Here is a 24358-nt window from a genome sequence, read left to right on the forward strand (position 1 = left end):
AGACGCTAATTGAAAAAGAGTCATTCTAGTGAGGGATCCATGCGCAGGCAAGAAATAGATTATCAAAAAGTTGCCTTAGCTGCAGAAAAAGTTAAGAAAAAGGGGAGAGAGCCATCTCTGACCAATGTTTGCGAGGAACTGGGAATTCCCAGCCTAACGCCGAATCTTTCTTCACTTTTAGAAAAATGGTACCACAATCAACCCGAGTTTCAACGCTCCATTCAAGCGCCTTTATCTGATAATATCAAAATTACTACCCCATCTGATATTGTCGAAAAAAATATTGAACTGGAAAAATCCCTTTCATTGCTGCGTGCGACCCTGGAGTGTACAGCAGATGGCATTATGATGGTTAATGGAAAGGGTCAGGTGGTTGACTGGAATCAGAAGTTTGTTGAGATGTGGCGAATTCCCTCGCATATGCTTGAGTCAGGTACTGAGAGCATTGGCTTTGAATATATTTTACAACAATTGAGTAACCCCGCATCGGTTATCGCTGATGTACAGTATTTATATGAAAACCCTGACTGGGAAGGGGAGCTGCCTGTTTTACATTTCAAAGATGGGCGAATTTTTGAACGTTACACGCAGCCGCAACGAATAGGTTCAGAAATAGTGGGTCGTGTTTACAGTTTCCGCGATGTGACTCAGAAAAGAATGGCGGATGAAGAATTAAGGATCCGTGAGCGCGCTATAGAAGCTAGTACACACGGTGTCGCGATTATTGACATTACCAAACCCCATCAGCCGATCATTTATGTCAACAAAGCGTTTGAACGCATCATGGGCTATTCAGAGAAGCAGACTCTGGGGCAAAATCTCGCGCATCTCCAGGGCACTAAAACTGATCACGTCAATCAAAAACGAATTGAACTGGCTATTCGTGAATTGCGCGAGGAAACTGTCGAGCTTGAAAGCTATCGCCGTGGAGGCGAGTTATTCTGGTGTGAGCTTAGCGTGGCTCCGGTCAGCGATTCCTTTGGAAAAGTGCGTCATTATGTCTGTATTCTTAATGATATTACCCAGCGCCGTGAAATGGAAAGACAATTGGTACGGCAGGCTACCCATGACTCTCTGACCGAGCTGCCTAATCGGGTATTGCTTATAGACAGGGTTGAACAGGCTATATTGCAGGCTCGTAAAAAAAACAGCATCCTGGCTTTTCTCTTTTTAGACCTGGATCGGTTTAAGATGACCAATGATACATTGGGGCATAGTGTTGGTGACAAGTTACTGCAGGCCGTTTCCAACCGTCTGTTGATTGCAACGAATGATTTCGACACCGTAGCCCGCCTGGGAGGCGATGAATTTGTTATTCTGCTGCAAGATATAGCCAGTGAAACTCAAGCCCAGCAGATGGCGCAGGAACTGCTGCACATGATTGAAAAGCCTTTTCAGGTCGATCAGCACAGTCTTAAAATCACTGGCAGTATTGGTATCAGCTTTTATCCTAAAGATGGACTTGATTATGAGTCGTTAATGAAAAATGCTGACTTATCTATGTACCATGCTAAAGACAGCGGCAGAAACAGTTTCCGCATTTTTGAGCCGGAGATGAATCGGCGGGTGATTAATCGCATGCAGCTTGATAACGCATTGCGCGATGCCCTGAAACGAGGTGAATTCAATTTAATGTATCAGCCGCTGATTGATCTAAGGACTCAGAAAACGGTCGGTGTGGAGGCCCTGATTCGCTGGAACAGTCATTTATTGGGCGCGGTTTCTCCTATCGATTTTATAGGCATGGCTGAGGAGAATGGTCTTATCATTGATATTGGTAAATGGGTATTGGAAGAAGCCTGTACCCAGATAAAAAAATGGCATGCGCAAGGCTATGACATCAGCGTCGCCGTGAATATCTCAGGCAGGCAATTTCGCCAGACTCGTTTACCTGAAACAATTGCCGAAATTCTTGCTAAAACTCAGTTATCCGCGAAATATCTTGAGCTTGAACTGACAGAAAGCTTATTGGTTGATGATGTGGAGCATGCGGTCGAAACCATGTATCAGTTGAAAGATATGGGTGCGAAATTAGTTATTGACGATTTTGGTACCGGCTATTCCAGCTTGTCTTATCTCAAGCAATTCCCTGTTGATAAACTAAAGATAGATCGTTCGTTCATTAGTGAGCTGGTAAATGATCAAAATGATGCGGCAATCGCCAGAGCAATTATTAATCTTGGACATAGCTTAAATCTTGAAGTGTTGGCCGAAGGTGTTGAAACCGATTTGCAGAAAAACTTTATTATTAAGCATGGCTGCGATTATGCCCAGGGCTATTTATTCAAACCTCCACAAAAACCTGAAGATCTGCGCGAATTTTTTGATTCGTTCAAGGGTTGAGATTAATTTACCTGACCCAGCTGCGTTCCCTCACACCGCTACCTTCCCCGCTTTATGCAGTGAATCCAGTTGGTCTATCAGACCTCTGGTTCCCCAACCAAGTGGGGAACGTAATCTGGTATATCTTTTGCAGATACAAATTTATTAGCCCTGGGATAACCCCCGGGCTTCAAAATTGTATTGTCCAACCAAATGATGGATTGGGATTGGTTTACAGTTTCCTGGATGTAGAGGTATGGATCAATGTCACTGGCGCTGTTCAGGAGATTAGTTATGAAAAAAATAAGTATAATCGGGTCAGGCCTGGTAGGCACTCTCTTATCCATTTATATGGCAAGGCGAGGATATGAGGTTCATGTATATGAGGCTCGGTCTGACCCCAGAATTGCCATGGCAGATAAGGGGCGCTCAATCAATCTGGCGATGTCTTGCCGTGGACTTACCGGGCTAACGGAAGTGGGTTTATATAATACAGTCAAAAAGTTGCTGGTTCCAATGCGTGCCCGAGCTATTCATGAGCAAAATGGCGATATTAAATATCAATCTTTTGGCCGTCATCGGGATGAATATATTAATGCCGTGCAACGTAACGATCTCAATAATCTGTTGCTGGATGAAGCGTCCAAACATCCGCAGATTCATCAATATTTCGATATTAAAATTATCGATTTGGATCTGGATAAAAAAATCCTGTATTTTCAGCATCAGGGAGGGGAGACTGAGCCTCATCAATATGAGTTATTAATTGGTGCAGATGGAGCCGCTTCATTTGTACGGCAAACGATGGCTGAACAAAAAAAGATAAGCGCAACGCGCAGCTTCCTGCCCTATGGTTATAAAGAGTTATCACTTAGTAATCAAAGCAGTCAGCAGTTTGCGCCTGAGCATCTGCATCTCTGGCCTAGAGACTCTTACTTGCTTCTGGGCAATCCCAATACAGATGATTCCATTACAGGTTCACTATTCTTACCACAGCAAGGAAAAAACAGCTTCAGCGAGCTGGATAATGAGTTGAAAGTTAATCAATTTTTTAAAGCTGCCTTTCCTGATGCCTTTACCGCAATGCCGGATTTGATTGGAGAGTTTTTTGGTCATCCGACCGGCAATATGAGCACTATACAATGTGAGCCCTGGCATTATCAGGATCACTGTCTGTTAATTGGTGATGCGGCTCACGGGATTGTTCCTTTCTTTGGTCAGGGCATGAACTGCGGCTTTGAGGATTGCAGGATGCTTGATCATCTGCTGAATCAATATCAGGATGACTGGTCGAAAGTGATGCCTGCTTTTTTTAAAACACGTAAGCCGAATACCGATGCTGTATCTATGATGTCAATGGATAACTACCATGAAATACAAACTGATATTCGTGATGAGCATTTTAACTTGAAAAAAAGGCTTGAGCAGGAACTTATGCATCATTATCCCGATGTATATATTTCCAAGCATGTTCTGGTGATGTTCACCAATACGCCCTACGCACAAGCGCATGCAATAGGCGTATTGCAAAAAGAGTTGTTAGACGAAATATGCGCAAGTACAAAGGAGATTAACAGTATTAAGTGGAATGAAATTAATCAACTGATGGAACAGTATGACAAAAAATTGGCGAACTTGCGGCTAAGTTAAAAAAATATAGAAAAAAGAGCGGTTAAAAGGTCAAGAAGTCGTCACTAAGGATGCAGTCGAGGACATTTTTCTGTCGCTTCTTGAGGCTTGCCTACGTCTGAAATTTACTGTACAGATGAATTTTAAGCAGATAATTTTTTCTATTAAATTTGAGATAAAAATGTAACTACATGATTTATATGAAAAATATTGAGAAAGAATGGTTGTGATGATAATTTGTGCGATTCGTTGAAAATTGGCACGATGGCTGCAAAGTAACAAATGTCCAACAAAATTTTAATGCCTCGGAGGCAGCCATGAAAACAATTCAAGCTTATATTGATTCTAAACAACAAGAATTTATGAATCATCCATTTTTTGAAGTCCTGGAAAAATTAGAAAGTTTAGAGGAAATCAGCTATTTCGTGCCTGAACTGACTTTCTGGGCTATGACATTCCAGGACATACTGAGACTTAACGAAGAACGAGTTCAAGATCCCTATTTACGAAAGATTGCTCGTCACCACAGACTTGAAGATGCTGGGCATGAAAAATGGTTTCTGCATGATAAAAAATACATGGGAACTTTAAGCCATGATAAATACTGCAGCAAAGATGATGTTGCCTGGCTTTACAGCAAAGAAACTCAATTAACACGTGATGCAGCTTATTCCATCATGTCAGAGATATATAAAGCTGATGATGAGATTCTGAATATCGCTTTATTGCTGACTCTGGAATCATCAGGGCATGTATTCTTTGAGAAAGTAGTAAGACAAGTCAAGAAAGCAGGAGAGGACCATAATCTGAAATACTTTTCCAGCTCTCATCTTGAAGTTGAAATGGCTCATGCCTTGTTTGAAGAAGAAATGGAAAAGAAACTGTTTGCGATTCAAATTCCTATAAACGTACGACGTGAAGCCTTGAAAATGATTGATCGATGCTACGACGCATTCAATAAGATGTTCGATGGACTGATTATCGCTTGCAACAAACGTTTGGAACTTGCAAGACAAAGAAACCAGGAGAATGCCGCGAATGCAGTAGAATACGTCAGCGACCAGGCTGTATAAAAGAGTTTGGACAAGGGGGTGCTCAGCGATGGGCGCCTCCTTGTCCTTTTATATATCAAAAACATAACCCACTGCTTGTGGATTAATTATTGCATATAATTGAAGTTAACCGGGTAGACAAAGGAAGCAGAATCATGCAGCCAAGGGAATGGAGCAGCACACAAATCAGGCAGTGCGCAAAAACAGGTGGACAAAGCTTGCTTAGCGACGAGCGTTCTCGCGTCTTTTTTGGAGAGGATTTTGGCCGCTTGAAACAGCAACTACCTGCCGCAGCGGTAGTTCCAGCTAACGTAGACAGATTGCAGGATATCGTTCGCTATGCCAATCAGAATAAACTACCTTTGACTATACGTGGAAATGGTTTAAGTCAGGGTGGGCAGGCCCTTAGCATATCAGGCGGCGTGGTTGTTCACTTGCAGGAACTCAATAATGTATTGGACAAGCGGGAGCATTCTATCTGGGTTGAAGCGAATGCGACCTGGTCTGATCTCATAAAAAGATCACTTAAAACTTCTGAAATTCCTTATGTGGTTCCTTATAACGCCCATCTGTCGGTTGGCGGTGTGCTATCGGCGGGAGGTGTTGGCGCGTCTTCTTTTCGCTTTGGCAGCGCGACCGCTCATGTGAATGCCCTGGAAGTGGTGACTGCTAACGGAGAAAAGCAGATTGTCGATGGCAACTCCCCCTTATTCCATGCATGTCTTGGTGGACAGGGACGTTTTGGAATTATAACTAAAGCAGAAATCCGGTTACGGATTTGTAAAAAACAGGTGCGGACTTTCTTTTTGTCGTATCTCGACAAAGAAAACTGGCTTCGAGATATGAAAAATCTACAGGAAGAGGTTGATTACCTCGAGTTTTTCTGTACGCCAGCTATTCAGGGCGCTCGACTGACATCAAAGGGGCGCTTGCCATTTGCGGAATGGTTATATGGACTTCACATAGCAATCGAATATGAAAATGAAGCTCCTGCTCTGGAGAATCTTGTCTCAAAAATATCACCTTGGAAAGTAAGCCATGTGCAGGAGGAAGATATATCATCTTTTTTACATCGACATGATTCACGTTTTCAATCGATGAAGTTATCAGGACAATGGGGGTTGCAACATCCCTGGTTTGAATGTTTTTTATCGGGAGAGTCACTTTTTTCTGAGTTACAGGACTTGCTAGCCATGCTTCCCGTCTATTATGCAACGGTTTTACAAATAGTACCTATCCGCAAAATAGAACCTACCGGCTTTTTTATGTTGCCTGATACCAGTGATGACATCTACGCTGTGATGATCCTGAATCCTGGTTTGCCTGGATTTTTGATACCAGGCTGCCTTGAAACCATCCAGCTACTGGATCGCCGATTTCTCCCGGGCGGGGGAAAACGCTATCTTTCAGGCTATTTGGGTGAAAACATTCCTTCTCACTATTGGCAACAGCATTTTGGAGAAAAATATGAGAGTTGGATCAAATTGAAAGAGGAAGTGGATCCCAATCAAATCTTTTGCTCACATCTGCATAACGGCAAGCAGTAAATATTGCCATTCTTCATTTGTAGTAGTGCCATGCCCTCTGCCCACTCTACCTCTCCCGGCTTGTTCGGGAGATCCAGAGGTTTGAGATTAACTGGCTTCTCCGCATAAAGCTGGTTTTTGTCTTATTTTCACCTGCCTGCCTTCGGCTTTACAGGAGATTTCATGCGGAATATCCCAGCTTTGTAAGCCGTCTTCATTTAGTTATTTGGTAAGAAAGATTTTAATTTGAACAGCGGATGGGTTGAATTCGCGCAAATATTTTAAGTTGATATTTGGCGGAGAGACAGGGATTCGAACCCTGGGAAGGTTTCCCTTCAACGGTTTTCAAGACCGCCGCTTTCGACCGCTCAGCCACCTCTCCGGGGAAGAATACTATTACAATGACATATCGAATGCAAACATTTTTTTCGAGAAAATCAAAATTTTTATCTTAAAAAAACATAAAGTTCGCAAAATAATTCAGGATGGGTATAATGACCTGCATTTAAAAATGGCTGCGGTGAATGTTTCCGCATAGTATTGTTAACAGGTGTATTCATGAAAAGATTTCAATGTTTTATCCTCATCTCTTTGGTAATTACCCTGACAGCCTGCACAAGCTGGTGGAGTAAGGACGACGATGACAGTAATAATCCTTTCAAGGGGATGTCTGCTGAACAATTATATAGTGGAGCCAAATCTGCGATGGCCAAAGAGGAATACGCCACTGCGGCCAAGCGTCTTGAAGCCCTGGAGTCTATGTATCCCTTCAGTGATTATGCTGAGGAAGCACAGATGAATCTCATCTATGCCTATTATAAGAAAGAGGATTATCCTTCCGCTGCGGCTACGGCAGAGCGTTTCATCCATCTTTATCCGCGCGCTCGTCATGTAGATTACGCTTATTACATGAAAGGCCTGGCCAATTTTCAGCAAAATCGTGGAACATTTGCCAGCCAGCTGCCTCTGGATGAATCCTGGCGGGATCCGGGAACTCAGCTTCAATCCTATTCCGACTTTGCGACTTTAGTGGAGCGCTTCCCCAATAGCCGTTATAAGGCGAATGCTTTGCAGCGTATGATTTATCTTAGAAATATGTTTGCTCAACATGAACTGAATGTTGCACAATTCTATTATGAAAGAAAAATGTATGTAGCTGCTGCAGAACGTGCCAGTTATCTGGTAAAGAACTACCCACAGGCGCCCAGCGCAAAAGAGGCTTTAGTCGTTTTGTATCGTGCTAATTCCCAAATGGGTTTAAAGAAGGCAGCGGAGGATGCTTTGGCAGTCTACCAGGCTACCTATCATAGCCAACCCAATCTCGATGCCTGATTCTTTCGGCAGCCTGGACGATTGAGGGCTGCCTGTAAGCAGGAGAAAACGAGCGAATCCGGGGATTGAACAATTGAAAATCTGCATCCACCGTCTTATCTTGCAAGCCAGCTTTTGCGGCCTTCTGGCTCTACAGCCAGTTTTTGCTTTTACTTCTGAGGAGGCAAAGCTTGTTAAAAGAGATTTTCAGCTGTATCAGGCCTGGAGTCTGGCACGAAACTATCGTTTTGGTACTACTGTTAAATCGGATCCGGTTAAAGCCTTGGCCTGGGAAAAAATATATCTCAATTTGTTACCGGCGGCGTATCCAAAAAAAAACGATATGCTTGCAGCGTTTCAATCGCATCTGAGTTCCGAACAAATCCAGCAGGCAGAAAGTCTCTCAAAGCAATATGCAGAACAATATAATCTTGGTAATACAGCCTTGACCGAGGTTGAACTAAGCCAGGCGTATATTTTACGTGATGAGTCCAGCAAATGGAGTGTATCGGATGAGTCTGTTGCCCCCAGGGAAATCAGCAGTAATTTTCATAAATGGATGGAATGGCTGGATGCGAAGGGTTTAAGAGAGACTGTACTTGATTTGGATCAGCGGGCTTATAAGCTTTTTAAGGCCAAAGCGTATCCTATAGTTTACGGCCAGGTTATTGTTCGTGGAGTGGAGTCACCAGAGATGGTTAGCAGTGAGGTGCCAATCCTGCCTGGGGGCTATTTTGTAGCACAAGTCAAAGGCTCTATGCTTTCTTTTTCTCTACCCGGTTACAAAACCATTTCTATTCCAATTGCCGCAGAGCGAGAGGTGCAATCCATTTATCCTGTTGTCCTTGAGAGTTTACCCAAAAGTGCGCGAACGGGTGTAATTGGTAGAGTATTACCCTGGAATGAGGTTGATAAAAGCAATATTGTCTTACGCGCCTTTGCTGATAATGCGCATCTGGATAATAGCCAGGCATGGAAGTATCCGGCACTGCCTTTGACAGTAACTAATCATGGAGAATTTTACACCACCGGATTAAGTCAGGGACATTATCAGTTAATTATTAATACAGCAGGTATCAGCTCGGTCGTTAATTTTTTTGTTAAAGAGAATGAAGTACGAGGATTGTCTTTAATTGATTTAAGAAAGCAGGCGGCCCAACACCTTTATAAGCAAGATAACCGTACATCATAACCACGATGTACGGTGAACTGTAGTTATCTATTCCAAAAGCGAATTGAACGAGCGTTTTGAATAAAACTGCTAATGGAAGATGTTGAGAATGGATCTAGCTTAATACACCCCTTATCCAATTTAATTAACGGGTTATTTTTCAGAAGAGTTTCAATTTCCGAATCGAAACCAATATATTTAAAATTAGTATAGGCGTCTAAAAGAAACTCATGTAATTTAGGATGTTGCTTCAATTGAGTCTCACTTCCAAGCAAGACCACCACGGCATCGAACAAAACAGCGGGAGCACCCCCTAATTTTTCATTGGCAACAACCTGGGTGTTATCATTTAGTAATGCACCGCTGATAGCTGAGCAAATTATTGTGTAATCTGCCATCTCTTCGCCGATCTTTCCTATCAAAGCATTAAGCACTTTCGCATCGGCTCCCTTACCCACTAATATTCCAATTCGCCTTCCCTGGAGAGTGTTTATACTATTTTTTAAAATACTTAATTTCGCAGACGGCGCTAAATCCAAAGCAGGTTTAGCCGCATCACAAGCTTTGGGTAAAACTGAAAGCCCAAGCCCAAGCCCGACATTTTGGGCTAGTTCTGGATGGATATTTAAAAGATGAGCAACCATCCGGATTCGGATTGATTCATTTTCCACTTTGCTTAATTCAAAAATTAAGGCATCCGCAATATGTTTTTGCTCAATGCTATCCTGGCTAATATAAAATTGGCGCGCCTGACTATAGTGGTCAGCAAATTTTTCAGGACGAGCTCTTAATTTCGTAGCGTGGATTTCTTCTGGATAAGAGTGAAACCCTGCGGGTGATTCCCGAGGTCCTTCATGCCAGGAATTAGGATTATAATTAGCGCGCCCCTTAGGATTGTGAAAAGCCATATGGCCATCTTGTTGGAAGTTCGCAAAAGGACACTTGGGCGCATTAATGGGCAGATGCGTGAAATTGGGCCCTCCCAAACGCTTCAATTGCGTATCTAAATATGAAAAATTTCGTCCCTGCAATAAGGGATCATCAGTGAAATCAATTCCTGGTACAATATTCTGTGTACAAAATGCCACCTGTTCTGTTTCAGCAAAAAAATTATCAACACATTTATTAAGCACCAAACGGCCAACAATTATCACAGGAACTTCTTCTTCCGGTATAAGCTTTGTCGCATCTAAAACATCGAAGGGAAATTGTTCAGCTAATTCCTCGTCAAAAACCTGTAGTCCTAACTCCCATTCAGGAAAATTACCATTTTGTATAGCATTCCATAAATCCCGGCGGTGATAGTCTGGATCTGCGCCGTTTATTTTAACTGCCTCATCCCAGGTAACTGATTGCAAGCCTAATTTAGGTTTCCAATGAAACTTGACGAAGGAGGATTTACCATTTTTGTCGATCATTCGAAAGGTGTGGACACCGAAGCCTTCCATGAAACGAAATGAGCGAGGGATAGTTCTATCGGACATTATCCACATGACCATATTCATACTTTCAGGCGTTAAAGAAATGAAGTCCCAAAAGTTATCATGCGCTGTTTGCGCTTGTGGAAAGCCGCGATCCGGCTCATCTTTTGCTGCATGAATTATATCTGGAAATTTAATAGGGTCCTGTATAAAGAATACTGGAATATTATTTCCCACAATATCCCAATTTCCTTGCTGGGTGTAGAGTTTTACCGCAAATCCCCGAACATCCCGCGCCAGGTCTACAGAACCTTTATTGCCTGCAACTGTTGAAAAACGAACAAAAGCGGGAGTAATCTCGCCTTTCTTCTGAAAAAGATGGGCGGTTGTCAGATGAGCCAGTGACTCATAGGTTTCAAAAAAACCATGAGCACCAAACCCTCTGGCATGGACGACACGCTCGGGAATACGTTCATGATCAAAATGAAACATTTTTTCACGAAAAATAAAGTCTTCAAGAAGAGAAGGACCTCTTGCTCCAGCTCTTAAGGTATTTTGGTCATCTGAAATCGGAGCGCCTGCTTGTGTGGTTAATAGAGGCTCCTGTCCCGTAGCCTCCTGATGGCAATCCCCACCAACCCCCATAAGCATTGTTTCATCATGAAGTTTAATTGTTTCTTTTTTTGAGTCATTAGTTTTCTTGGTCATTAAATATCCTTATTATTTTTTTTAATCCGGTTGAATTTAAAAGTGTATTTCTAAGAGAATAGGCTTAAATGAAAAAATTGCTAATAAATTTTTATCTTTGATTGAGTTGGCTATCACTTAAGTTGTACTTCAAGAGTATAAAAATCAATTGTCTATTAAGTAATGCTTAATTAGTATTGACCCCAAATAGGTTTAGGCGATAACTAGTCAATGCAACACTAAGAGAAGGAAGATTATGATTATCCGCTTTTGTTTTGATGTTGAAGCGGAGGATTTACAACGATGTGCAATATCATATGGGTACTGCGTTGAAGGTCGCAAACTAACCTTGACAGGAGTCTACTAGGCTCACTGTCCATAAGGGTAAGCAGTTATTGTAATGATATGGACCCATTCTCTTATCAAACGGCTTCGTAATGAGCCAAGATTAAGTTGATATCCACGAGATATCTTAATCAACAAGGAGACGGGTCCATGAAAGAGATTACCCTATTAGGAATAGATTTGGCAAAGAATGTTTTTCAATTGAAAGGATTAGATAAACATCATAAAGAGATTTTTAAGAAGAGATTGAGTCGAAGTAAATTGGAGTCATTTGTGCGAGGCTTGCCAAGTTGTACGATCATGATGGAATCGTGTGGAGGCTCAAATCACTGGGGCAGAGTGTTTGGCACGATGGGTCACGAAGTGAAATTAATAATACTTCTATTTATTTGTTGATTATAATTTTGCTTGTAAAAACGAATGGGTCCATATATAGGTTGGGCCCTTGGCCCAACAAAAGGTTGCACCACTCCAGAACTCATTGTTGGGCCAAGGGCCCAACCTACCTGCTGTAAGCAGTCTAAGGGATATCTGGCGCTAATCTACCAGGGAACCTCTGCTTCCATTTCCTGGGGTTGTGCGACTTCCGCTGTAATTGTCTCATTTTCCGGGCTTTCAGATGCGGTAGTTGAGCCTAAGCCTTTTGTCAGATCATCAACCAGACCTCTCAACTCACCACATAACAGGGTTAGTGCAGCATCGCGTTGTTGAAAATCTTCTTCCAGATCTTTTATTTCATTGAACTCATCGATTAAATATTCCAGACTTTTCAGGCGCTTGAAGCTCAGATCATGAGTTAAGGTCAACTGAATCCGTTCGTTCCATACTAAAGAGATTTCAGCTGTTGTTAATCCCTGAGCCAGCAGGGTAACAATTTCTTCAGCAGGTAATTCGTAACCCTTACAATTAACGCGTTTTTTTTCATCATCCGGCGCAAAGAGCAGGCAGTCAGAGGCTAGTTGAAAAGGCGCGGGCAGAGTTGAGGGATCATTAATCCACTCTGAAAAGCGGGATGCCAGGTTTTCCGGGAAAAACAAAGGTTCAAATTGAATTCCTGGAATGGATTTGCGTAAAAGCCCGAGAAGCTGAGCAGCCTGATTATCACTGGATGTGTTGATAACAAGCCGCTTGCTGACCGTGTCAAAAAAGGCTGGCAGACGTTTTTGGACACAGAATGATTTGGGAAGTAATTCAAACTCAAGATCTTCTGCAATCTGCGCTTTCTCGCTGCGTTTTACAACTCGACCCTGCTGAGTCTCCAATGCCTGGATACGCTCAGCCAGCATACGATTAATTACGCCACGAGGTAGAATGCGTTCTTCTTTTCCAAGGCATATATAAATGCAGCCCGCTACTTCATGTACTAATTCATCCGCATTAGTTGGTAACCAACCATAAACAAAACGGGCATGAGGTGGGCAGGGTTTTAGTATGTCTTCTGCTAACAGACTGGCAAAATCGATTTCTTCTTTTAGTTCGTATTGATATACGAGTGCATTATTAAACCACATAAAAGCATCCTTCAAAAAAAATTGATGCTATCATGTTGAGCGGGTTTAAGCGACTATTTCAATTATCCTCTCGTGCCTGGATTATACTCCGACTCTTTTTTCAGGTTGAGATTTTCCCAGTATTGTTCCTGATTTTTTTTGGTTTCTATTAGTCGACTAATCAAATTGAGCTCTGGAAGGCAGCGCTTTTTTTCATTGTCAATATTTCTAATAGTACTTTTTAACTCCTCAAGACGTTTTTGGGCTTCAGGTGTTGACGTTTGTGCATTGCTCTGCATGAGCGACTGTATCTCGTCTTCTGCGGCGATTAGCCTGTTTTCCAGATTTAAAAAATGACTGCCAAGGGTAATATTGAGTTTTATCAGATTATTTAATTCCCAGCCCGACAGTACGACCCCTATTTCATGGAGGGTCCCCCAGGTAAAAAGCGGCATATCCTTTCCCAATGAGCCATATAACAAAGTGTATAACAGTTTGGCAGTTGGATTGGAAAATGTCGTTTAAAGAAATGAAAAAAAACAGTAAATCTTGTAGCGTGTGTTTTTAAAATTTTCGTTTCCGCCAAAACCTGGAAAACACACCATTAAGTTAGGAGTTTGTCATTCCCGCGCCAGGCAGTGACCCTGGGCTGCGGGCTTTAGCGGGAGGAGTGTAGAAGGACTACCAATACGCATTAAGTGCGACTACAACCGAGTGAAAGTCAGAAGTGTCCCGGCCTGTGATGGTGTACCAATAGCCGCCGATAACCCCGACATTGGCATTAAAATTATACTCAATTGCCGGTGCTAAGGTTACAGAGTCCACTGTTCCATGTCCCACGCTAACCAGCTGGCCTTTACTGTCTGTGCCAGGGAATCCTTTAAATACAGCCGGAGTGCGGTTGGCAATAAAGCCCTCCATCACCGCCACCCAATTTTGCGTGACATTAAATTCAGCCGCGAGATCAGCACTAATCTGATTTCCAGGATCAACCTCTCCAAAAGTATTTGGGGTACCACCATAGCTATTTATGCCACGTACCTGCACATCACCGCTATAAACATAACTTAAACTCAAACGGGTCCGTAGCCAGTGGTTTTCAAATACTTGCAACAAATGTTGAAAATTGAGAGACATAGCGGTTTGATAACTTCCGCTTCCGGTGGCATCCGTACCATTATTGACCGGATCCAGATCCTCAAAGTTACCAGTGGGAATAATTTCACCAATTGTGACGCGCAAATCAGGGATCCATTTCGAGTCTTTCTGCTCCAGCAACTGATAACCAAGAGTGACTCCGGTATCTGAAACTCTGCGGTAGGCCTGGCCCTGATTGCGATTATAGGCGTAGGGTACGCTGAACTGAATATCCAGTGAATCAGTTAGTCCGTGGCTAAAAACCGGATTAAAAACGGTACTTCGATTGGCGGGTGTATGAACAAACTTCCAGTGTTGATCAAACGTTCCGTCATTTTCAGTAAAAAAACCATATAGTTCAAGGTTGCTGTGCCCTTTGGGGATTGTATGTCCGGCGGGAGCAAGTAAGGGGCCTGTCCACCAGGGACCAGCGTTTGCAGTACTGCTTAATAATAAAAACGCACAAGCACCTAAAGAACTCTTAAAAACTGGTCGCATAATCTTACCTCAAATAGTCTTGCAGCATTCAGATAGTCTGGTGTAGATTAGCTCACTTTGAAATTTAGTGGAATAGGCATGAGACCCTCTGTACATTTAATAGAATCCAAACAAACCAGTGTGCTTCGAGGGCACCCCTGGATTTTCCCGAAAGCAATTGCTAAAACCAAAGGAAAGCTGATTACTGGCGAGTTAGTGGATGTGATTTCACATCAGGGGGAAAAAATCTGTACAGGGGTTTATAATGAGCATTCATTGTACCGAGTCAGAGTTCTTGATTATAACAAGGACTCTGATGAGAACAGGCTTTCATTCGCAGACATTATCAAGCGCCGTCTCCAACAGGCATGGGCAGTCAGAAAAGCCCTTAACCTGCCTAACAACGAAACCAATGCATTTCGTTTCTGTAATAGCGAAGGAGATGGGTTGTCGGGTTTGACTATTGATTATTTCAATGCAGTTTGTGTGGTATCCAGTTCAGCGTATTGGGTAGAAAAAAATCGGGAATTAATCACTGAGTGTATAAAGGAATTTACCCAGTGCCAGTCTCTTATCTGGATCTCTCAGGCCAAGCCTTTGACACAGGATGGCTGGCCCCAGGTTGAAAACAAAAGCATCGATTTACAGACGCAAGTGCTGGAGGCAGGCGTGTTATTTGAGGTCGATTTTTCACAGCCTCAAAAAACCGGGCTGTTTCTCGACCAGCGAGAGAATCATCAACGGGTGGCGGCTCTCGCAAAAGGAAAGAGAGTGCTTGATCTTTATACTTATACAGGCGGTTTCGCCCTGCATGCAGCCAAAGCTGGAGCAAGCCATGTCACCGCGATTGACAGTTCAGAGCAGGCCATTCATCAGGCATCCCGCAATGCGGCACTCAACCAACTCAATTCAATAGAGTTCATTGAAGATGATGCGAGGAACTATCTTGGCAAAGCGGGAGATTATGATATCGTAGTGCTGGACCCACCCAAGTTAATTCCTTCAAAGCAGAATTTACAGCGCGCCAAAAACTATTATCGTTTCCTGCATAGAGAAGTATTTAAAGCGATGGGATCAGGGAGTTTATTAATGACCTGTAATTGTTCGTCAGCAATTTCTGCACAGGAGTTTGCAGGGTTGGTTGCCGCTCAGGCTTCGGCCGTGGGTAAAGAGGCGAGGGTGCTTGGTGTTTTTGGTCCGGCTTCATGTCATCCTGTGCTGCCAGCTTTTCCCGAAGGAAATTATTTAACGGCAGTATTGCTAGCGGTATTGTAGATACAAGCCGGGCCAATGCCCCGCTTGTATCTTATGTAAATCAATTACTCAGGAACGCAGGAGGGGTTGCAGTTGTTAGGATTGATGCTGGCTGCATCGCAGGCATTTTTTGCCAGCGATTCGGCCTGAGCCTGCGTAGGCGCAAAATAAGACCAGTGCTGTCCGCGCAGATTGCTGACTACGCAATGCCATCTACCCGCAGGTACGCCATTGTCATAGCAGCTGGGCTGACAGTTCGCTGGATTAATACTGTTTGCGTCGCAAACAGATTGAGCCATGCCTTGAGCGGCTGCTTGCGTAGGACCTGAGAAAGTCCAGTGCTCGCCACGCTTGTTAGCGACATTACAAACCCAATTGGCATTGGCACTTAAGCTGGTTAAAGCAAGCGCTATAGTCCCGGCGATTAATCTTGTTTTCATTATGTTTCCTTCTGTTAACTCGCAGTTAGAATGGATAGTCTAACTTAAATTTACGGCCCGGGAAAACAAGAATGTTCATTAAACTGTGTCATTACTCACAGCACGCCGTCATCTCGAACGCAGTGAGAGATCTCCGAATGCTGGCACAAACCGAGATTTGGGAGATCTCTCACTGCGTTCGAGATGAAGTGACATGACACAGTTTGTTGAACACTCTCGGGAAAACACAGCCTGAAATCAAGGCTGTATTTCTTTTAAAACCTTCGATTTTGCTTTTTTATCTGAAATCTGAATCATACTGAAACCGATGATTCCAACGCAGAGGGTGAGGGGAATTACGCTGACGCCGTATAAAAAAGCCTGAGGTGTTTTCGTACCGCCAAAGGCATTGATAACCAATCCGATGGTCGTATGAAACGCATAACCGAAGCTCATGATAATCATATTGGCAACAGCAGTGGTTAAGCCGGCTACGTGATCTGGGACATAAGTCGATGCTTTATAAATAGCAAGGATCTGATAGGCGCAGCAGATCCCAACAAAAACAAAGACGATGGCCATACTGTCAATGCTTAGCATTTTGCTTACCAGTGCAATAAAACTGAGAGCCATGACAATACCGGCACTGATAATAACAGCCAGATAACTGCCCTTACGTTCAGCAATAAAGCTTAAAGTCGGGCCTCCAAAACACATGCCAACGAAGATCATTGAGGGAAGATAGCTGGCAGCGACGCTGTTAAAGCCATAGACCTCTCTCAGAAATCCTGAACCCCATACATCAGTAAATCCTTCAAGCGGCCCAACCATTAAGCCGGCTGAGAGGCACAATAGCAGAACCTTTCGATTGGTGAAAACACTTTTGATGTCATCACTTATGCTGCCATGATGCGTAGATTCCATTTCGGGAACAATTAAATAGGTTAAAAAAGCCAGCAATAATCCAAAATAAATAAAGATTTGGACTACGACCTGATAACCCAGTTTTGCTGATAAATAAGTCAGGGGACCGCCGCCATAAATGGCTCCCAGTAGTCCAATGGTTACTGAAAAACTTAACATTCTGGTGAAGCGCTGCTCACTGAATGCCATGCGGATAATTTTAAAGGTTCCCAGAATAGCTGCGGAAGAGCCCATTCCTATTAACGCACGGCCAAGGATAGGGTAAACCCAATATTTTGTCAGAAGAATAGGGAGGAGACCTATGACCGTCATTAATATACAGCCGGTCATTACCTTTCGCGGGCCGAAACGGTCCAGCATAATGCCAATGGGTAAATGCATTAGTGAATAACCGATATAATACACTCCTGAGTATTGGCCAAAAACAGCTGCATCGATATGAAACTGCTGAATAATATCGTTTAGCATAACGTTTGGCATGACTCTTAGTATGTATTGATAGGCGTAAAATATGGAACTGATGATCCATATTGTCCAGGCTATGACACGTGAAGCAGGCATATAAAACTCTCACTTATTGATTCTGTTCGGTTGGGGGGATTTTTTTGTATAAAAGTTAATCTATCCGCCTCAGCGGAGGAACGCTCTACCGGAAATGAGAAATCGAAAACTGAAATAAGCTTGAACTGACATACCAGAATCTCTATTAGCTAGGTTAGGCTCTGTGAACCTTTTATCAAAAAATACTATAATGTCTTTGCCCGCAGAAATCAATTGGAATATTCAGATGCCACTAAAGTAAAGCCTGCAGGCCTCTTAGAATATCGGTCATCCAGAAACTGACGATAATCCCGGCAATCAAACCAAATAAATGACCTTCCCATGAAACCCCTTTTTTACCCGGGAATACACCCAGGAATATTCCTGCAAAATAATAGAGGCTGATTATGCCCAGAATAATGGCAGTCAAACCACCCTGTTCTGCAATATTGCTTACCAGAAGACTCCAGTAGCCAGTAATCACGGCACTGGCTCCAATATGCAATCCGGGTTTGGCAAAGGCCCAGATTAAAAAGCCGCTGATAATGGTAATCGCTACAGTAACCATCAGAAAATAGTCAAGACCATTAATCAGCAGAAAATTACTTAATACGATTAAAGGGATAGAATTAAAAAAGAGATGATTAAAATTGGCGTGCAAAAAGGGAGCGCAGAAAATACCCGGGAGTCCAATGACTTTCCTTGGAAAAATACCCAGATAAAATAATCGCTTTCCGAGCAGGATATTGATAAAAAACACTGACCACAGGACAAGCAGTATAATAAGCAGAATGTTCAGATTGGCTTTCGTCTGGCTCACTATAAGTAAAAGACTCTGGTTTAAATTATCAAGCATTTTCGGCTCTCTGAAGATTGTGTTTTTCAGTAATGCGGCAATCCAGTTGCCCCTGGTTCAGTTGGATTCTGATCATATCGCCCACCTCCACCTCCTGGCTACTATAAATAACTTTGTCATTTTGAGTGGAAATTGAATAACCACGACTTAAGGTGGCTAAAGGACTAATCATATCCAGTTTGGTGATTTGAGCAATGAATGCCTGGCGTGCGTTTTCGAGCCGAAACCTGATCTTTTCTTCCAGCAGCAGTTGAAGAGTTATTAACTTTCCGCTCGACTGGCTAATTTGCGTGATCGGGTTCGCCAATTTGAGTTTGTTTTCCAGCATAGCCATCGCATGTCCTTTTTTGCCCAGATAATATGCAAAGGACTGACCAAGTTGTTTTTCAGCGAAATCAAGTGACTGCCAGCGGCTTGAAATAAGTTGTTTTGGAGAAGCCAGAGCTCTCATCTGATGTGCCAGGCGCAGTTTTTTCTGCTCGAGGGCCTTACTCATGGATTGACCAAGATGGCGTCGAAGCATTTGCAAAGAGGTCAGTAGTTCATTCCTATCCGGAGTGGCTGCTTCAGCCGCAGCTGTTGGGGTGGCTGCCCTGAAATCAGCAGCAAAATCAGCAATAGTAAAGTCCGTTTCATGTCCGATTCCTGAAATAACCGGAATAAGACTTGAACGAATAGTATGCGCTAATTCCTCATCATTAAAAGACCAGAGGTCCTCAATGCTGCCGCCGCCGCGGGCCAGGATGAGCACATCCGCTTTTTGATGTGAATTAGCCTGCTGAATCGCCTGAATAATTTGCTTCGCTGCTGTTTTTCCCTGGACTTCAGTGGGATAGATTAGAACAGTAGCACAAGGATAGCGCCTTGCTAATGTGCTTACAATATCGCGTAGAGCTGCCCCTGTTGGAGAAGTAACCACTGCAATGACTTCAGGGTAGCGTGGTAAAATTCGTTTTCTTGCGGTGTCAAAAAGACCAATGGCAGCCAATTTAGCTTTCAATCGTTCAAATTGTTGATACAGCTCACCAATACCCGCATCGACTAAGTCCTGAACGATAAGCTGATAATCACCTCTGGCCTCATAAAGACTCAAACGCCCATACGCGACCACTTGCTGCCCGTCTTTAAATTGTTTGCTGTAGTGATTATGGGCATTCCTGAAATAAACACAGCGAACCTGGGCGCCTTCATCTTTCAGAGTAAAATAAAAATGACCGGATGAGGGTTTGGACAGATTGGACAGCTCACCCAATACTCGCACTTCCGCCAATTCATGCTCCATCCAGTTTCTGACTTGTCTGTTTAGGTGGGATACGGTAATTGGAGTAGCATCATTCCTCATATTGATCGTTTTAGATTCATTATTTAATAGATACATACTATTTCCGAAAATTTGTTATGGAAAGCGATTGATGTTGCCAGCACTTTGATTTACCTTATTTTATTTAAGGCTCCAGTGGAAGGCGGGGATATGAAATTATATCTTGTATTAGCAACATTATGTATCACAACACCAGTGATGGCGGACACGCTTAATGAGGCAGTACAGCATGGAATGATTTCAAACCCTGATGTTTTGTATAATACAGCAAAAAGCCTCTCTGCGCGCCAGGGAATTGATAAAGCCAAGGGTGCTTATTATCCAACTGTTGATTTAAACGCCGGCTTTGGACGTGAGTGGAGTGAAAACCCGACTACCGCGGCAATTGACGGCCCCGGAGCGCGTACCTTGAATCGCACAGAATCCTATATCGAAATGAAGCAGAACCTTTTCGCTGGCGGTGGGATTGTCAACGAGGTCAAGCGTAACGAGAATCTTTATCAGGCCCAAAAGCTCAAGACGCAGGGTGTCGCTGAAGATTTGGCCCTGGATGTTGTTAATCGCTATCTTCAGGTTCTTCTTCATGAAAAGCTGTTAGGATATGCCCGAATTAATCTGCGTGCGCATCGTTCAGTCTTTGGTATGATCAAGGAGCGCAGCGACGCTGGTCTTTCAAGAGAAGCGGAGCTGGATCAGGCTTCTGCGAGACTTGCTCTTGCAGAGGCCAATGTGATCAGTGCGGAAGCCAACCTGCGTGAAGTGAAAATTAATTATGCCAAAGTTGTAGGCAAATGGCCGGAAAGGCTGCTTTATCCAAGAGTTCCCAAAAATAGTGACTTGCCGCCTAATCTTGGAAAGGCGATTGAGCAAGGTCTTGAAAATCATCCCACTATTCGTTCAAGCTATGCCGATGTCAAAGAAGCGAAATCTCAATACGAAGTAGCGCGTGCAGCCTATTACCCACGAGTTGATTTTGTATTAAGCGCATCTAAAAACCGCAATCTTGATGGTCTGATTGGCCCTAATAATGATCGAGTGGCTGCGATTAGAATGAATTACAACTTATTTCGCGGCGGATCGGATGAGGCCAATGTGCGCTTAACCGCCTATGAAATCCAGGAAGCTTATGAGATTAAAAACAAAGCCCTGATTGATCTGAGAGAATCCGTTCGTTTGTCCTGGAATGCCTGGACCGCATCAGGCCTTCGTCTAAATCCGCTCAGAAAGCATGTCGTTGCTTCTCGGCGCACCCGAAGTGCCTACCAAGAGCAGTTCAAAGTGGGTAAGCGGACTTTGCTTGATTTGCTGGACTCTCAAAATGAATTTTATGAGGCCCAGATTGAATACGCCAGGGGACAAAATGAAGAAGTGTATTCTCGATACCGTATATTAAATGGAATGGGTCTTCTCCTCTGCTACCTGAAAATGCGATTACCGCAAAATGTGATAAATAATGATGTGTTTAGTTCAGCGCAAACTCACATTCTGCTGGATCAATCAATGGATGGTGTTCCTTATCCAGATACCAGCGAGAAAGCTTTGGCATTGGCTCAACCGGTTAAAAATATGGAAACCACTCCATTAACTCCAGCTATTGTCAGCAAAAACACGGCAAGGCCTACTCCAGCCACAGCGCCTATATGGTATGTGAATGCTGGCAAGTTTACTGCTCAGGCCAATGCGATAGCGCTGCATAATCGGCTTAAAAGCCAGGGCTTTAATGTCTTTATCAAACCAACACCTACAGGTCATTGTGTTTTGGTTGGGCCTTTTGAGTTTAAGGAAAATGCGGGCAACGCTATGGAAAGGCTAAAGGAAATCGCGCATGTTCAATGCAGATTGGTTACGTTTAAACAAGTTCCAAAAGTCGGTTAATTGTTTAGCCGGCTTTTTTTTGTTATGTATTCCAGTCTGTGGGCTAAGCTCAGTTATAGATAATAAGCTGTTAGTTTCTGTACTAAGCATTGAAGAGCAGCAGAAAAAAACAAGCGGCAGTGTAAAAAAGCGCTTTATTGCCTGGGAAAAGTTGATCATACAAAATCAAAACGCCACTATCACAAAAAAACTGAATGTAACCAACGATTTTTTCAATCAATTCAATTATATTAATGATGATGCCTTCGCGGGTGCCGCAGATTATTGGAAAACCCCGCATGAATTTGTTATCGATGGTGGCGGCGATTGTGAGGATTTTTCAATAGCCAAGTATTTTACACTGCTGGCCATGGGGGTTCCTGTTGAATCCCTGCGTATCACCTACGTTAAATCAATTCCTCTTAATCAGGCCCATATGGTTTTGACGTTCTATCTCAATCCTGAAGATGAGCCGCTGGTTCTTGATAATCTGAACGCAAAAATTCTACCTGCTTCCTCCAGAAAAGATTTAATTCCGGTGTACAGTTTTAATGGTAAGGGATTATGGCTGGCCAAACAGCGCGGGCATGATACTCCTGTTGGTGATTCAAGCCGTCTTGGTAAATGGCATTCTGTCTTGCAGCGAATGATAAAGGGTAATAAACAATGAGCCTGACAAAAAAAGTGGTTTCTGTGGTTTTAGGACTGTTCATCGTCGTTTTTGTTGTTACATATCTCATCACAATTAATAACAGTCGTCAGTTTTTTATTGAGCAAATGAATAGCAATGCTCAAGATACAGCGACTTCTCTCGGTCTATCTTTAAGTAATGCGTTACAGAAGAAAGACAAGGCCTTAATGCTGCCTATGGTTGAAGCAGTTTTTGATCGCGGTTATTTTTCCATGATTGAAGTACGTGATATGCGAGGGAAATTATTAGTGTCCCGCTATGCCCCAAGACGGCAAAGTATCGCTCCGGAATGGTTTATTGAATGGACGCAATGGCCTTCATCGGTGCAATCCGCTTTAGTCATGAATGGCTGGAATCAGGTTGGCGAAGTGCTGGTGACCAGTGATAGCAGCTATGCTTCAGATGCGCTATGGAGTTATGCCCGAAGTCTGGTTTACTTATATCTGGTGTTTGCAGGGATTGCCTTGATAGTGACTGTACTTTTCCTGAGATGGCTATTGCGCCCTTTGAAACGCGTCACAAAACAAGCAGAGGCAATTTGTCAGAGAGAGTTTCCAGTAGAAACCACCATCCCGAAAACTACTGAGTTAAGGCATTTAACCCTGGCTATGAATCAGATGGTTAATCACATTAAAATGCTTTTTCAGGAGCAGATGCAGCAGATGGAGATTTTGCGCCATCAGGCCTTTCAGGATGGTTTGACTAATCTTGGAAACCATCGATATTTTCATCAGCAACTGTCCGTTTTATTAGAAAATGAAGAAGAATTCACTCCCGGTTTTGTGGTGCTGATTAATATCGAAGGCCTTGAACAGACCAACCAAAAACAAGGGTTTCAGGAGGGCGATAAGGTTCTTTTGACTGTAGCCAAACTATGTTCCAATTTCTGGAGTAGATTGTCCAATGTGAGTCTTGCACGAATTAATGGAAGTAATTTTGCATTGACAGTGAAAGAAGTATCGCTTGGGCGATTTCTGAATCAATGCGAAGAGTTTAATAACGGGCTTCAGCAGGCTTTAAAGTTCTATCCTGAGTGTCAGGTATTTGTAGCGGCAACTTCCTATTATCTGCACCAGACGGTCAAAGCGTTGCTGGAAGAGGTCGATCAAATCTTACTGCAGGCCAGAACCAAAGAAAATCATTTTGCATATAGTGCTTCAATTCGGGAGAATGAGGTTATTTCACTGGATAAGGATGCGATTAGAGCTGCGCTGGAAAATGGAAGTTTTAATGTATACCTGCAGGAAGTCACTGATGGGGAGACTGTGTTTCACCATGAGTTATTTTTACGAATTAAAGTAAATAATATCGAGATTAGAGGAGGGCGTTTTTTACCTGTTGTCGATAACTCCGAACTGGCCGCAGAAATAGATACAGCGGTTTTAAAAAAGATTATAGACATTCATCTCCTCAGAAATAAACCGGTTGCTTTAAATCTGACGGCGTATACGGTAATTGATCCACAAGCCAGGAATAAATACCTCAAAATGCTGGAATCCATACCAGCGGCTGAGAAGACTAATCTTCAGCTTGAGTTTAATGAAACCGTGGTGTTGAATCACTTTGTCGAGGCAATTTATTTTACTAAAGCGGTTCAGAAACTCGGAATTCACTTGGGAGTGGATCAGGTAGGAATTCATTTCTCACCCATGCACTATCTAAATCAGCTGCCTTTGGACTATCTGAAAGTACACGGCAGCTTGTTTCATGATATTGATGAAAATCAAACCCGGCAATTCTTTTTTTACTATTTCAATGAAATGGCTAAAACACTAAACATACAGGTAGTTGCTACTCAAATTGAAACAGAGAAGCAATGGGAAACTTTGAAATCATTAAAACTGCGCTGGGGACAGGGAAAGTTTTTAGGGAATTTGGAAAAATTAAAATAGCACAATTCAAAAATCCTCTCTCCCTCTGGGAGAGAGTTA

19 protein-coding genes and 1 tRNA gene are annotated in these 24358 nt (G+C 43.0%); 11 read left to right on the top strand and 9 right to left on the bottom strand.

Features of this window, described 5'->3' with window-relative positions:
- Positions 1-39 precede the first annotated feature (39 nt).
- From LXA66_RS07940 to LXA66_RS07955, 4 genes are all read left to right on the top strand, one after another.
- The gene (locus tag LXA66_RS07940) at positions 40-2343 is read left to right on the top strand and encodes an EAL domain-containing protein (protein WP_233012696.1); all 2304 of its coding nucleotides are present in this window, start codon (positions 40-42) and stop codon (positions 2341-2343) included.
- 273 nt (positions 2344-2616) lie between these two features.
- Positions 2617-3972, top strand: a complete 1356-nt coding sequence (locus LXA66_RS07945; protein WP_233012697.1) for an NAD(P)/FAD-dependent oxidoreductase — start codon at positions 2617-2619, stop codon at positions 3970-3972.
- 296 nt (positions 3973-4268) lie between these two features.
- Positions 4269-5024 (top strand): hypothetical protein, encoded by a 756-nt coding sequence (locus LXA66_RS07950; RefSeq protein ID WP_058506615.1) that lies wholly within the window; start codon positions 4269-4271, stop codon positions 5022-5024.
- Positions 5025-5158: 134 nt separating this feature from the next.
- Entirely contained in the window at positions 5159-6550 is a 1392-nt protein-coding gene (locus LXA66_RS07955; protein ID WP_233012698.1) for an FAD-binding protein, read from the top strand.
- A gap of 273 nt (positions 6551-6823) precedes the next feature.
- Here the strand turns inward: LXA66_RS07955 and LXA66_RS07960 are convergent.
- A tRNA-Ser gene (locus LXA66_RS07960) sits at positions 6824-6911 on the bottom strand.
- 176 nt (positions 6912-7087) lie between these two features.
- Here LXA66_RS07960 and LXA66_RS07965 point away from each other — a divergent pair.
- Together LXA66_RS07965 and LXA66_RS07970 are read left to right on the top strand one after the other, a co-directional pair.
- Entirely contained in the window at positions 7088-7861 is a 774-nt protein-coding gene (locus tag LXA66_RS07965) for an outer membrane protein assembly factor BamD (protein ID WP_058506613.1), read from the top strand.
- A 73-nt stretch (positions 7862-7934) separates the two neighbouring features.
- Entirely contained in the window at positions 7935-9032 is a 1098-nt protein-coding gene (locus LXA66_RS07970; RefSeq protein ID WP_233012699.1) for a hypothetical protein, read from the top strand.
- Between the two features lie 23 nt (positions 9033-9055).
- Here LXA66_RS07970 and LXA66_RS07975 read toward each other — a convergent pair whose 3' ends face one another.
- A complete protein-coding gene (locus tag LXA66_RS07975) occupies positions 9056-11140 on the bottom strand; it encodes a catalase (RefSeq protein WP_233012700.1) in 2085 nt (694 codons plus the stop codon).
- 474 nt (positions 11141-11614) lie between these two features.
- Between LXA66_RS07975 and LXA66_RS07980 the strand changes: the two genes are divergently transcribed.
- On the top strand, positions 11615-11860 hold the full coding sequence (locus LXA66_RS07980; RefSeq protein WP_233012701.1) for a hypothetical protein: 246 nt from the start codon (positions 11615-11617) through the stop codon (positions 11858-11860).
- Positions 11861-12006: 146 nt separating this feature from the next.
- Here the strand turns inward: LXA66_RS07980 and LXA66_RS07985 are convergent, their stop codons facing one another.
- From LXA66_RS07985 to LXA66_RS07995, 3 genes are all read right to left on the bottom strand, one after another.
- Complete coding sequence (locus tag LXA66_RS07985) at positions 12007-12975, bottom strand: recombination-associated protein RdgC (protein WP_233012702.1); 969 nt, start codon at positions 12973-12975, stop codon at positions 12007-12009.
- A gap of 62 nt (positions 12976-13037) precedes the next feature.
- Entirely contained in the window at positions 13038-13409 is a 372-nt protein-coding gene (locus LXA66_RS07990) for a hypothetical protein (protein WP_233012703.1), read from the bottom strand.
- Between the two features lie 226 nt (positions 13410-13635).
- A complete protein-coding gene (locus LXA66_RS07995; protein WP_133139053.1) occupies positions 13636-14589 on the bottom strand; it encodes a hypothetical protein in 954 nt (317 codons plus the stop codon).
- Positions 14590-14667: 78 nt separating this feature from the next.
- Between LXA66_RS07995 and LXA66_RS08000 the strand changes: the two genes are divergently transcribed.
- On the top strand, positions 14668-15843 hold the full coding sequence (locus tag LXA66_RS08000; protein WP_233012704.1) for a class I SAM-dependent rRNA methyltransferase: 1176 nt from the start codon (positions 14668-14670) through the stop codon (positions 15841-15843).
- A 44-nt stretch (positions 15844-15887) separates the two neighbouring features.
- Here the strand turns inward: LXA66_RS08000 and LXA66_RS08005 are convergent, their stop codons facing one another.
- From LXA66_RS08005 to xseA, 4 genes are all read right to left on the bottom strand, one after another.
- Positions 15888-16262, bottom strand: coding sequence for a hypothetical protein (locus tag LXA66_RS08005; RefSeq protein ID WP_112219704.1), 375 nt, complete (start codon positions 16260-16262; stop codon positions 15888-15890).
- A 237-nt stretch (positions 16263-16499) separates the two neighbouring features.
- Positions 16500-17726 carry an MFS transporter gene (locus LXA66_RS08010; protein ID WP_233012705.1) on the bottom strand — a complete coding sequence of 409 codons (1227 nt, stop codon included), beginning with the start codon at positions 17724-17726 and terminating at the stop codon, positions 16500-16502.
- A 232-nt stretch (positions 17727-17958) separates the two neighbouring features.
- On the bottom strand, positions 17959-18561 hold the full coding sequence (locus LXA66_RS08015; protein ID WP_233012706.1) for a rhomboid family intramembrane serine protease: 603 nt from the start codon (positions 18559-18561) through the stop codon (positions 17959-17961).
- Positions 18554-19939: an exodeoxyribonuclease VII large subunit gene (xseA, locus tag LXA66_RS08020; protein WP_233012707.1), complete on the bottom strand. Its 1386-nt coding sequence runs from the start codon at positions 19937-19939 to the stop codon at positions 18554-18556. The genes LXA66_RS08015 and xseA overlap by 8 nt, the downstream gene beginning before the upstream one ends.
- A gap of 93 nt (positions 19940-20032) precedes the next feature.
- On the opposite strand from xseA, the gene LXA66_RS08025 reads away from it, so the two are divergent.
- The 3 genes from LXA66_RS08025 to LXA66_RS08035 are packed head-to-tail and all read left to right on the top strand — an operon-like array spanning position 20033 to position 24319.
- The gene (locus LXA66_RS08025; protein ID WP_233012708.1) at positions 20033-21757 is read left to right on the top strand and encodes a TolC family outer membrane protein; all 1725 of its coding nucleotides are present in this window, start codon (positions 20033-20035) and stop codon (positions 21755-21757) included.
- Entirely contained in the window at positions 21708-22406 is a 699-nt protein-coding gene (locus LXA66_RS08030) for a transglutaminase-like cysteine peptidase (RefSeq protein ID WP_233012709.1), read from the top strand. Before LXA66_RS08025 ends, LXA66_RS08030 begins: the two co-directional genes overlap by 50 nt.
- The gene (locus LXA66_RS08035; protein WP_233012710.1) at positions 22403-24319 is read left to right on the top strand and encodes an EAL domain-containing protein; all 1917 of its coding nucleotides are present in this window, start codon (positions 22403-22405) and stop codon (positions 24317-24319) included. Before LXA66_RS08030 ends, LXA66_RS08035 begins: the two co-directional genes overlap by 4 nt.
- The last annotated feature ends 39 nt before the right edge of the window (positions 24320-24358 follow it).

It is taken from the genome of Legionella sp. 16cNR16C, assembly GCF_021297775.1.
Lineage (GTDB): Bacteria > Pseudomonadota > Gammaproteobacteria > Legionellales > Legionellaceae > Legionella_C > Legionella_C quinlivanii_A.